Source organism: Williamsia sp. Y844 (assembly GCF_056786475.1).
Genome location: NZ_JBXCJB010000001.1, coordinates 1,018,622 through 1,030,526 on the forward strand (window position 1 = coordinate 1,018,622; position 11,905 = coordinate 1,030,526).

Genomic DNA, 11,905 nt, shown 5'->3' on the forward strand with positions numbered 1-11,905 from the left:
CCGATGTTTCATTCGGGGTTGCGATGGGTAAAGTTACTCCGTCACCCAGAATTTCGGCCGAGTAGCAGCCGGGAGCTGTGCAGAAAGTCTTGTGCCGAAGCTGGGAATGAACGAAGGGTCCTCTACACAAAACAGTTGTGTACGGGATCGGGGAAGGTCCGGGGGATAGGTGAGCATCAGCGATTCAGGGCGCGACTACAGGATAGGTGTCGTCGAAGATTTCGAGTCGCAACTCAAAGGTCTGCAAACAATCATCGAAGAAGCGGACGGAATGACGTTTGTCGCGGGGGCGGCCACCGTCAAGGATTTGCTGGCCGCATCCACAGATCTCGATGTCGTTGTGCTCGATCTGCGTCTCGAAGACGGTTCGAGTCCCCAGGTCAATGCCGAGCAACTGCACGCCCACAACATCAACGTCCTGGTCTTCACCACCGCGGATTATCCCGATCTGGTCCGGTCGGCCATCTCTGCCGGGGTTGCCGGTGTGATGCGCAAGTCTGCCCGCAACAAAGAGCTGGTGGAGGCCATCCGGCTCGCTGCCCAGGGACAAACGGTGGCGACCATGGATTGGGCGGCTGCCATCGACGCCGACCCCGACCTGGCCACGGTCGACCTCAGCCCCCGTCAGCGTGAAGTACTCGAGTTGTACGCCTCCGGCGAGCCCGCGGCGCGGGTCGCGTCGATCACGGGACTGTCGATCGAGACCGTCAACGCCTATCTCTCCAGGATCCGGCGCAAATACGCCGACGCAGGCAGGCCCGCACCGACCAAAACCGACCTCTACAAGCGCGCACTGGAAGACGGCTGGCTGCCGATCCCCAGATTGTTCCGCCGTTGAAGAAGCCCGTCACCTCGCTGACGACATCTGATTTCGGAAGCTCCGCCGACAACATCTTTCGCCAGTTCTGTCGCTATCTCGGTGTCGCCTACCTGCTGAGCTTTGCCTTCTTGTTCGGCGCCATCGTTCGTTCCACGGATGTGGTCCCGGTCTGGTGGACCATCGCTGCGGTGCTGGCGATCTACGGCGTCGCCCTCGCGATGTTCCTGGTGTCATTCCATAGGGCCGATGTGACCTGGGTGCGATGGTCAGGCAGGGCCCTGGTCGTTGGCTATGGGCTTGCGATCGCGACGTGGCCGCTGGTGTGGAACGGCGAGCTCATCGACGCCAACTACGGAATGTGGTTCACCCAGTTCAACGGGTTTGCCGCGGTCACCGCCGCCGTGGTCTGGCGAGTGCGGTGGTCGCTGCCCTATCTGGTCTATGTGGTGGTCTCGGTCCAATTCGTCAACAGTGCCGTCCACACGCCCAGGTACCACACCGCGGTGCCCACCGACATCGCCTGGAGCATCTGTCTGACCGCGATCCCCTACGCGATTGCAGTCGCCGCACTTCGGTCCGGGCGCGTCCTCGATACAACCCGGGTGCAGTCCGCCCAGGCGGCGGCAGATGCCGCAGCGATAGTTGCGCGAGCCGACGAGCGTGCCCGTTTCGACGCCTTGACCCACGACCGGGTGATGTCGACACTGCTGAGCGCCGCTCGGCATCCGATGTCCGCCGAGCTCGTGTCGCAGGCGACGAGCACACTGTCGAAACTCGAGGCCCTCAAGGCCATCGGCGAGACCGACGTACGTCCACTCGACGTCGACGACGCAGTCCGCAAATTCATTCTCACCGTCACCGAGGTCGACGGAACCACCTCTGTGCGCACGGACATCTCCACGCGGGCTCGCGATGAGCCAATTCCCGGGCCGGTGGTCGGCACGATCGTCGAAGCCGCGGCGGAGGCGGCGCGCAACAGCGTCCAGCATGCAGGGCCCCGGGCGACGCGATCGATGGACATCACCGTGACCGAAAGCGAGCTGTACATGGAGGTGGCCGACGACGGCGCAGGTTTCGATCTGAACAACGTCCGTCCCGACCGACTCGGCGTGTCCGGAAGCATCCATGGACGCATGGAGAACCTGACCGGAGGTAGCGCCGAAGTGATTTCCGCACCCGGCCGGGGTACCAGGGTCCGGCTGCGATGGATCAGGTCATGACCCACCCGGTACCGCGCGTCGACCCCGAGGATGTCCGCGACATCTTGGGCCTACGAACCCCGGTGACCTGCGCGATGGTCGGCCTGGTGGTGGTCGCGGTGTGCTTTGGGGCATCCCAGAGTCTCGACGGCGTGTCCCCGCGCTGGCCGGTGCTGCTGGTCGTCGGGATCATCGCCGCGGCCACGATCGCACTGATCACCGTGCCGCACGATCCATTGCCGTTGGGCGCCGCCATCGCGATCGCCTCTGCCCCACCGCTGGCCGGCGCAATCCTGCTGTCCGTCGTTCCGGTACCGCTGGCCATCGGAAATCAGGTGTGGGTGTCGGGGTACGCGACGCTCATCTACATCTTCATGTGCATCCGCGGACGGTATGTCCTGTCCTGGATCAGCGTCGTGGCCTCGGTCGTAGTTCATGCCGTCTGGTCCGCCACAACCGACCAGGGCATCTGGGAGGGCGCACACATACCGCTGTACAACGCGGGAGGACTTCTGGCGGTGACACTGATCGCCCGCGCGCTCCGGTCGACGACCGAGTCCGTCCTCTCGCTTCGCACTGCCGGGGCGCAGCGCGCAGCGCGAGCCTCGGCCATCGCCGCTGCCCTCCAGGAGCGGCACACCCGGCTCGCCGAACTCGGCGAACTCGCGCAACCGGCGCTTGCGCGAATAGCCACCGGGGTGCCGTTGACCGACGCCGAACGCCAAGCCTGTGAGTTGCTCGAGGCCCACCTGCGCGACCAGCTCCGCGCACCCGCACTCGCCAGCCCCGAAACGACCGCGGCGGCCCGCGCTGCCCGCGCCCGGGGCGTCGAGGTGATGCTGATCGATGACGGCGGACTGGCCGGCGCGTCCGAACTGCTCAAGACAACCGTGCGACGCGAGGTCACAGCGGCCTTGCAGAGCGCCAACGAAGGCGAAGTACGGGCCCGGATCATGCCGCCGGGACGCACCAACGTGGCGAGCATCTATCAACACGGCGAGGCCGGAACCACCCGGATCGAGATCGACGCCGTCGGCCGCATCGCGAAAGACAGTCGCGCACATCATCTCCCGGAGCAGTCACAAACGACTTAGTTAGCTCAGGCAATGATGGCCCCAGCGCTGGTGGCACATCCTTTGGCGACTACCGGCTCCACCACAGCCCTGGTTAGGGTTATCCGCCGGGTAGCCCCGTCCGGTATCCGAGGAGTACCCCGAACCGAACATGTCGCTGCCATTGAACACTTCTGAGCCCCTACCCGCGCCCATACTCACAGCTCGCGAGATCCAAATTCTTCGTGAATGGGCCATGCGGGACACCAAATCCGAAGTCGCCACGACCCTATTCATCACATCAGCGACTGTGAGCACCCACATCAACCGGATCCGGCTGAAGTATGCGGCCATCGGACGTCCGGCCACCACCAAGGCAGCTCTCATCGCGCGCGCCCTACAGGACGGACACGTCCAACTCCACGAGCTATGAGAAACGCGCACTCGCCCAACTGAGTTGAGAGCCGGCCGACTCTCCGCCCACTTCGGGTGGACGAGGTGACAGCTGACGACAGCCGCTGTCAGTGCGACGACAGGACGCCGGCGCACTGTGTGTTCCATGAACACACCACTGCACTCCGGTGCGCCGGCCATCGAGGCCCGCGGACTGGTCAAACACTTCGGTTCCACCAAAGCCGTCGATGGCGTCGACCTGGTGGTTCCCACCGGAACGGTCTACGGCGTCCTCGGCCCCAATGGGGCGGGCAAGACCACCGCCGTCCGCATGCTCGCCACACTCCTGCGACCTGACGCCGGCCAGGCCAAGATTTTCGGATACGACGTCGTCGATGATTCGGTTGCGGTGCGGTCGCTGGTCGGTGTCACCGGCCAGTACGCATCAGTCGACGAAGACCTGTCGGCCACTGAGAACCTCATCGTCTTCTCGCGATTGTTGGGAAAGTCCCGCCGTGACTCGCGGATCAGATCAACCGAACTTCTCGAGGAGTTCGGACTCACCGACGCCGCGAAGCGCCCGCTCAAGGAGTTCTCCGGTGGTATGCGACGACGGCTCGATCTCGCCGCCAGCCTGATCGCAACTCCGCCACTGCTGTTCCTCGACGAGCCGACAACGGGTCTCGATCCGCGGACCCGAGCCCAGATGTGGGACACCATCCGGCGACTGGTGTCCGGCGGCAGCACCGTGCTGCTGACAACCCAATACCTCGACGAGGCAGACCAACTCGCCGATCGCATCGCCGTCATCGATCACGGACGGGTCATCGCCGACGGAACCGCCGATGACCTGAAGAACTCCATCGGCTCGACCACCTTGCAGCTCACGCCCGCCGACAAATCCATGGCGCCCGCCGCGATGGCGATCATCGAGCGGATCCTTTCCGAACAGGCCACGCTCAGCCCGGAGGCCGGGCGGATCACCGCGCCGCTGGTACGCCCGGATCTGTTGCCCGACATCCTCATCGCATTGCGTGAGCAGGGCATCGTCGTCGAGGGCATGAACGTCCAGAAGCCCAGCCTCGACGAGGTCTTCCTCACCATCACCGGCAAACCCGCCGATTCCGATACCACCCCGCAGGAGAACGCAGCATGACAACACTCATCGAAAAACCGACAACCACAACCGAACACGCACCGCGGCCGGTCACAACCATCGGGCTCCGCGACACCATCGCCCAGTCGTTCACCATGGGCTACCGCGGGCTACTCAAGATCCGCCACAACCCCGAGCAACTGTTCGACGTCGTGCTGCAACCGATCATCTTCACCCTGATGTTCACGTACATCTTCGGCGGAGCGCTCGCCGGGAGCGTCGCCGACTACCTGCCGATCATCATCCCCGGCATCCTCGTTCAGACGGTGATCGTCACCAGCATCGTCACCGGTACCCAACTCCGCGAAGACATGGACAAGGGCGTCTTCGATCGCTTCCGTTCCTTACCCATCGCCCGGATCAGTCCGTTGGCGGGTGCGCTGCTCGCCGACGTCGTCCGGTATCTGATCGCCACGGTGATCACCTTCGTGGTCGGCATCGCAATGGGCTGGCGACCCGACGCACTCGGCGTCATCGGCGCGACGCTCCTGGTCATCACCTGCAGCTTCGCGGTGTCGTGGATCTTCGCTTTCATGGGCACCGTCATGAAGAAAGCATCTGCAGTACAGGGCATTTCGATGCTCATCCTCTTCCCGCTGACATTCATGTCCAATGCCTTTGTCCAGCCCGACACCATGCCCGGCTGGATGCAGGCCTTCGTCAAGGTCAACCCGATCTCACATCTGGTCACGGCAGTTCGCGAGTTGACCAACAACGGTCATGTCGGCATCCACGTGCTCTGGTCACTCGTCGGGGCCGCGATCATTATCGCGATCATGGCGCCGCTCACCGTGAAGTCGTACATGCGTAACGCCTGAATCAGATTGTGGCCGAATACTTTTCTATATTCGCCAGGATGTCCCGCACCGCTTGCCTGCGGGACATCCTGGCGATCTCCGCGCGCAGTTCCTGCCACCGTTCGTCCGTCACACCGGCCAATGCCTGCCGGCGATCCCGCACAGCCACCAATGTCACATAGTCCAACCGGCAACCGACGCGCTCTGCAAGCAGCATCAACCGGGAACCGGTCGTTGATCCCGGATGGCGGCCGCAGATCGACGCCCCGAAAGCCATTGCGATCGAACCCAGTTGCGGCATGTCCCCGAACCCACCCGGCCGGAACATGGCAGCCGCAATCGCCGCCAGGTTGACCAGATACCGTTCGGCGGTCGCGGCCCGCCCGGCCAACGTCATCCCGCAGACACCAGCGCTGATCACCATGCCGACAAAGGGATCTTGCGCCGGCAGCGGATGCTCGGACAGCAGCAGTCGCACCGAACGCTCGAACAGGTCGGCGGCATCGTCTGTGTTCTCGTCATGGCACTCCAGTTCGGCCGCACCCACCAGGATCGCTGCGGCGATCTCGGGATGGGCTTGTGGGTCGGGGTCCGTGGGCAGCCATCCTTCGGCAAAGACCGAGAACTCCTTGCGCGCCTCCTCGATACGACCAAGCCCGATGAGTGCAGCCACGACAAAACCCCGCGCCTGCCGGACATCCTGTTCCGAGCCGAGCACCTCGAGCATCCCGATCGCACGACGATAGCTTTCGACCGCCATCTCGTACTGAGCCGTCTGGCCATGCAGACTTCCGATCGCCATCAACGCTGCCGAAGCAACCCAGAAGTCATCGTGAGACTCCGCAATCGCGAGATTGGCTCTCGCTGCCACCAACGCGCCGCTACGGTCGGCCTGGTTCTCTCGCGCGTTGGCGACAACCAAGGTCGCGATCATCCGCACCCGTGAATCGGCACATCCGGCACCTGAAACGATCCGCCGGAGCGCGCCGACCATGTTATGCGCCAACATGATCGATGAAACAAAATCCAACTGTCGATGGTCTACGAGGTCGGCACGGAAGAGTCTGCGCAACTGCCAGCGGGAGATCGCCACGAGACGATGTTGCCGGGCGATCAGCAGGTGACCTCCCGCAATCAGGTACGTGGCCTGGCGGCGTTCGCGCTCGGACTCCGAAAGCGCGTCGATGGCAGCATCATCGAGGTACGGCAACGTCTCCACCACTCTGGGCCCCCAGGCCATCACCTCGCCGTGCAGTCCACGGATCGCCCAGAACCCTGCGACGAGCGGAAAGCACACGACGATGGTCTGTTCCCAATCCACTGGGCGGGCAGTCAGATCAGGCTCCATGCAGCGGCGCAGTACCCAGACCAGATTGTCCAACTCTGCGGACGTGGCCGACAACACCGCAGGCTGCTCACCGTTCTCGAAGGGCTCTCGCGCTTCGTCGGCAAACGTCCGGGCCCACCGCGCGATCGACGAATTGACCTGCGACCCTTCCCTCGTGGCGAGGAGCTGTTCTTCACCGAACTCGCGAACGGTCTCGAGCATGCGGTAACGCACAGTGCCTTTTTCGATCACCTGAAGAAGGGACTGGTCGACAAGCGCATCGAGGTTGTCGTCGAGTTCGACATCGGTGACTCCCACGACCTCGGCAGCCGCGGAGCGCGAGAAACCACCGGGGAAACGACACAGCCTTCTCAATGCGATCCGGGCGGGTTCGTCAAGAAGTTCCCAGCTCCATTCGATGACTGCGTGCAGGGTCCGGTGACGGACGGGTGATGAGCGGTCTCCCGTGCGCAGCAACGCGAATCGGTGGGACAGCCGCTGCGAGATCTCGGCGACACTCATCGTGCGGACCCGCGCCGCAGCCAGTTCGATCGCCAGCGGCAGCCCGTCGAGGGCCCGGCACAGTACGGCGACGACGGCGGCGTCGATGGCGACATCCGGTCGGATCGCGCGCGCTCGGGCGATGAACAGATCGGTTGCAGCCGAGCCATTCTCGTCGATGGACAGAGACGGAAGCTGATGGGTCACCTCGGCGCTGACCCGCAGCGGCGACCGGCTCGTCGTCAGAATCCGTACCTTCTCCGACATTCCGATGAGTTCGGTCGCCATCTGCGCACAGGCGTCCACCACATGCTCACAGTTGTCAAAGATGACCAGGCTCTCCGACGTCAGGGCGTCGGACAGACGGGTCTGCAGGTCGGAGTACGCCAGGCGTGGGCGACCCGCGGGACCGACGTCCGATTCACCGACACCAAGGGTTGCGGCCACCGCGGCAAGCACGTCGTCGGCTCCGCGCACCGAGGCCAACTCGACAAAGAAGACACGAACACCGTCATCGGCAACCAGATGTCCGATGCGGTTGGCAATACGCGTCTTTCCGGCCCCGCCGGGTCCCTGGATCGTCACAACTCTGGACTGTCGGAGCAGCGAAAGGATGTGACCGATGTCTTCGGTACGACCGAGCAGCTCATTGGGTTCAGTGGACAAACCAATCGACATCGCCCGGCCTGCCTCTCGCGGAGGCGCGGCTGCGAGCGGCGGCCGCAACAGTTGTTCGTGCAGCGCAACGATCTCCGGGCCAGGGTCGGCACCGAGTTCGCTCGACAACGTGCGGCGCAGACGTGCGAATACCGCCAACGCCTCTGCGCTGCGGCCCATACCCGACAGCGCGCGGATCAGGGTTGCATGCGCCGACTCGTCGAGCGGATCGTCGTCGCATCTCGCCTGCGCCAATGCCCGGGCAAGCTCAAGATCTCCGTCGGCCAACGCCTTCTGCGACCGGCGTTCATCAAGTTCGGCACGAACGCGATCGGCGCTCTGACGAACGGATCGGGCCAGGGCGTCGTCGCCGAGATCATCACCGGGTTCCCCGCGCCACAGACCGGCGGCCTCGCGCAGCGCGTCGGCAGAACCGTCGGCGAGCAGGGAAGCTACCGCAAAAACATCGACGGCCTCGGGTGCCAGGGTCAGTCGATATCCGGCCGGGCCCGCTTCGATGGCTCCCTCGGGCAGCAGTGGCCGCAGCCGGGAGATCTGCGTGTGCAGCGCGGATTGCGGCGACCGCGGAAGGTCGTCGCCCCAGACACCGTCGATGAGCGCCGACTGCGACCGTTGACTGCCCGGCGTCAGGGCCAGGACGGTCAGCAGACGACGTGCCCGGATCCCGGGGACCGGTCGCATCCGCCCGTTCTCGTCCGCGATCGAAACCGGTCCGAGCAGTCCGACGATCGGCGCTACTGCGGAAGGTGGCACGTTTTCCTCGCAAATCGTGGACGGACTCGATGCATAACTGCAGGTCAACAGTATTCGTTACAGCCTAGCGCGGACCGGAGCTCGACTGTCGCGTGGATGTTGCACGTCGCTGGGTGGAGCATAGTGCGGGGGCCGGGCAGCGCGTATCGATCGGTACGGAAGGATGCTCACATGGCTTCCGCAGCGCAATGGTTCGAAGGATCTCGGCCCCGTACCTATCCGAACGCGATCGCCCCGGTGATCGCCGGAACGGGTGCGGCCGGTTGGGCCGGCGACGTCGTGTGGTGGAAGGCGGCGCTGGCGCTGGTGGTGTCGTTGGCCCTGATCATCGGCGTCAACTTCGCCAACGACTACTCCGACGGCATCCGTGGCACCGACGACGTACGGGTCGGTCCCATGCGCCTTGTCGGCTCCAAAGCGGCGAGCCCGAAGTCGGTGAAGACCGCGGCGATGACTGCCCTGGCGGTGGCCGGGATCGCCGGATTGGTACTCGCATTGTCGAGCGCCTGGTGGCTGATCCTGGTGGGCCTGGCTTGCATCGTCGCGGCCTGGTACTACACCGGCGGCCGAAACCCATACGGGTACAGCGGCTTCGGTGAGGTTTCTGTTTTTGTGTTCTTCGGACTTGTGGCCGTCCTCGGCACGCAGTTTGTCCAGGCCGAGAAGATCGACTGGGTGGGCGTGCTGGCTGCGGTCGCGGTGGGTTGCTACTCCAGCGGGGTCCTGGTGGCCAACAACCTCCGCGACATCCCCACCGACACCGAATCGGGCAAGGTCACGCTCGCTGTTCGTCTGGGAGACAAACGAACTCGGATGCTGCACACGGCACTCGTGGCCATTCCGACGATCGTCACCCTCGCTTTGATCGCGGCGACCCCATGGGCATTGCTCGGCCTGATCGCGGCCCCGCTGGCCTACAGGGCCAACGCACCGGTACGCGCCGGCGCCGGTGGCCCGGCGTTGATTCCCGCGCTCGGACTGACCGGCCTGGCAATGCTTCTGTGGTCGATCGGCACCACGGTCGGCTTGCTCGTCGCCTGACCGCACCCCGATGATGTGCCCTTCTGGCGAACAAACTCCCAGGTCGGGACCGCCAAAAGGGCACATCTTCGGTTAGCTGGTGGCCTGCAGGACGGCCTCACGCAGGGCTTCCGGCGTTGTCACCGATTCGATGACTGCCTTCGAGGCCGCGTCACCGGTGGCCAGGATGCCGAGAAGCACGTCTTCCGCGATCAACTCACGGTCGGCGTCACGGGCGATGATGCCCGCGTGGGTAATTGCCGCTTTGGCATCGAGTGAGAACCGGGGACGGCGCATGCCGCCGCGCGGTCCACGTCGGCCACGACCACCTTCCCAGGGTCCGCGTTCGCCTTCTTCGCGACCCCAAGGAGGTGTGTCGTCGCCTTCGGGACGCTCCCAGGGTCCTCCGCGAAAACGACCGTGCGGTCCGTGAGGTCCCCCGCGGCCATGTGGACCGCCGCGTTCGCGTGGACCGCCACGTTCGTGTGGTCCTCCATGCGGGCCGCCCCGACGACCACCTTCACGGCCACCACGACGTTTGCCCCAGTTGTCGGTGATGTCGTCGCCGAATGCGGATTTGACCGCTGCGCGAACCTTGTCGAGATCGATCCCGATGGCCGCGAGGGCGTCCCGGTCTTCATCGACGCGTTCTGTATCCGCGTCGGACTTGTTGGCCTCGTGGTACTCACGCACCACTTCACGGGCCTGAGCCAGGGTCAAACCCTGCTCACCGAGAATGTTGAACACCGAACTCCGGGCGTTGCAGAGCATGCCGAGGATGAGGTGATCGTTGCCGAGTGTGGGATGCCCGAGGTCGGCTGCCTCTTGATATGCGAAACCCAGGGTCATCCTGTTTTCGCGAGTGAACTGGTGAAACATATTGTCTCGCTTCCTGATATGGAATGCGGCGGCTATTCGCCGCGTGAATGCTTTTGGTGCACGGCTTGACGGCTCACCTGCAGAACGTCGGCAATTGCCTGCCAGCTCCAGCCTTGTTGCCGGGCATTGGCGACCTGTACGTCCTCGAGGCGATCGGCCAACGTTCGCAGTGCCCTGACCGCTGCCAGCCCTTTGGCCGGATCACGATCTGCAACTGCTGTGGTGATGTCATCTTTGTTGTCTTGCACGATTGTCAAGTTACCCTGACAACCAAAAACTGTCAACATTTATTGACACCGCCTCCCCGGCACCCCGATGATGTGCCCTTTTGGCGAACAAAACACCAGGTGAGCACCGCCAAAGGGACACATCATTGGGGTTTGGGGGTCCAGCCACGCAGGGTCAGCTCCCGACGAAGCTGGACTATGAACTCGTCCCGGCCGCTTCTGATGTTCGAAGCGGTGACGGTGATGACGGTCCATCCCGCAGCACGCAGGCGATTCCACCGTTCGAGGTCACGGGCGTGCTGCTCTGCGTTCCGGTGGTGTTCGCCGTCGTATTCGACGGCAACCAGTAGATGCGGCCAGGCGGCGTCGAGGCGGTACCGACCATCCATGACCGGGTGTTGCAGAACGAACCCGTGGAAACCCTCGTCAATGAAAACAAGTCTCAGGCGGGTTTCCCACGGCGACTCCGATAGCGGATCGACCAGCTTGAACGCGGTGATCGCCTTACCGATCCCCCAGTGACGTTCCCATCGCCTCAATGCCGATCGGACGTCCTCGAGGAGCCCCGGATGCCGACGCGCCAATGAGTCCAGAGCGGCCACGGCTTCATCGCGGGAATTGAATCGCCCCAGGTCAATTGCCGTCCGAGCCAGCGTGGTCACCAACGTTCCATCGATCTCGGTGAATTCGTTCTCATCGATCTGCAGGCGACGCACCTTGAGGCCACGGAACTGCCGACCGTTGATCGGCACGATGAGCTCAGGCTGTGCGCCTTCGGGCCGATACGCATTCCCCCAGATATCGGCTGCCGACCACCCGCACAGAATGCCCGGCAGATCTTTGTCACCACCGGGATAGGCCAACCCCGCAGCGAAACTCAGCATCGCGAAGTCGACAATCTGGTCACATCGAACCCAGACGCCCCGAAACAGGACCCGGTAGTTCTCCCGCAGCTGATACCGCGACATCACCGCGAGTAAGTCTTCGGCCCGCATCGGGCCAGTTGGCAATTCCCCCATACCGACACCGAACACACCCCGACCGACGGAATACGCGCCTCAGCACCGAGTTATCCACAGCCCGGAACCCAATGATGTGCCCTT

Annotated in this window: 11 protein-coding genes; 7 read left to right on the forward strand and 4 right to left on the reverse strand. The window is 63.9% G+C overall.

Features of this window, described 5'->3' with window-relative positions:
* Positions 1 to 175 precede the first annotated feature (175 nt).
* The 6 genes from AC1TQG_RS04475 to AC1TQG_RS04500 all read left to right on the forward strand — a co-directional run bounded on the left by AC1TQG_RS04475 (position 176) and on the right by AC1TQG_RS04500 (position 5,438).
* Positions 176 to 838, forward strand: coding sequence for a response regulator transcription factor (locus AC1TQG_RS04475; protein WP_482137257.1), 663 nt, complete (start codon positions 176 to 178; stop codon positions 836 to 838).
* Positions 835 to 2,040 (forward strand): sensor histidine kinase, encoded by a 1,206-nt coding sequence (locus tag AC1TQG_RS04480; protein WP_482135727.1) that lies wholly within the window; start codon positions 835 to 837, stop codon positions 2,038 to 2,040. Before AC1TQG_RS04475 ends, AC1TQG_RS04480 begins: the two co-directional genes overlap by 4 nt.
* Positions 2,037 to 3,113: a hypothetical protein gene (locus tag AC1TQG_RS04485; RefSeq protein WP_482135728.1), complete on the forward strand. Its 1,077-nt coding sequence runs from the start codon at positions 2,037 to 2,039 to the stop codon at positions 3,111 to 3,113. Before AC1TQG_RS04480 ends, AC1TQG_RS04485 begins: the two co-directional genes overlap by 4 nt.
* 130 nt (positions 3,114 to 3,243) lie before the next feature.
* Positions 3,244 to 3,504, forward strand: a complete 261-nt coding sequence (locus tag AC1TQG_RS04490; protein ID WP_482135729.1) for a LuxR C-terminal-related transcriptional regulator — start codon at positions 3,244 to 3,246, stop codon at positions 3,502 to 3,504.
* Between the two features lie 126 nt (positions 3,505 to 3,630).
* Complete coding sequence (locus AC1TQG_RS04495; protein WP_482135730.1) at positions 3,631 to 4,620, forward strand: ATP-binding cassette domain-containing protein; 990 nt, start codon at positions 3,631 to 3,633, stop codon at positions 4,618 to 4,620.
* Positions 4,617 to 5,438, forward strand: coding sequence for an ABC transporter permease (locus AC1TQG_RS04500; protein WP_482135731.1), 822 nt, complete (start codon positions 4,617 to 4,619; stop codon positions 5,436 to 5,438). Before AC1TQG_RS04495 ends, AC1TQG_RS04500 begins: the two co-directional genes overlap by 4 nt.
* Position 5,439: 1 nt before the next feature.
* On the opposite strand, the gene AC1TQG_RS04505 is transcribed toward AC1TQG_RS04500, so the two are convergent.
* The gene (locus tag AC1TQG_RS04505; protein WP_482135732.1) at positions 5,440 to 8,676 is read right to left on the reverse strand and encodes an AfsR/SARP family transcriptional regulator; all 3,237 of its coding nucleotides are present in this window, start codon (positions 8,674 to 8,676) and stop codon (positions 5,440 to 5,442) included.
* A 171-nt stretch (positions 8,677 to 8,847) separates the two neighbouring features.
* Between AC1TQG_RS04505 and AC1TQG_RS04510 the strand changes: the two genes are divergently transcribed.
* Positions 8,848 to 9,717, forward strand: coding sequence for a 1,4-dihydroxy-2-naphthoate polyprenyltransferase (locus tag AC1TQG_RS04510; RefSeq protein ID WP_482135733.1), 870 nt, complete (start codon positions 8,848 to 8,850; stop codon positions 9,715 to 9,717).
* 72 nt (positions 9,718 to 9,789) lie between these two features.
* Here AC1TQG_RS04510 and AC1TQG_RS04515 read toward each other — a convergent pair whose 3' ends face one another.
* The 3 genes from AC1TQG_RS04515 to AC1TQG_RS04525 form a co-directional block, all read right to left on the reverse strand.
* On the reverse strand, positions 9,790 to 10,545 hold the full coding sequence (locus tag AC1TQG_RS04515; RefSeq protein WP_482135734.1) for a Clp protease N-terminal domain-containing protein: 756 nt from the start codon (positions 10,543 to 10,545) through the stop codon (positions 9,790 to 9,792).
* A 62-nt stretch (positions 10,546 to 10,607) separates the two neighbouring features.
* A complete protein-coding gene (locus AC1TQG_RS04520; protein WP_482135735.1) occupies positions 10,608 to 10,862 on the reverse strand; it encodes a helix-turn-helix domain-containing protein in 255 nt (84 codons plus the stop codon).
* A gap of 83 nt (positions 10,863 to 10,945) precedes the next feature.
* On the reverse strand, positions 10,946 to 11,797 hold the full coding sequence (locus tag AC1TQG_RS04525; protein ID WP_482135736.1) for a DUF559 domain-containing protein: 852 nt from the start codon (positions 11,795 to 11,797) through the stop codon (positions 10,946 to 10,948).
* Positions 11,798 to 11,905: the final 108 nt, after the last annotated feature.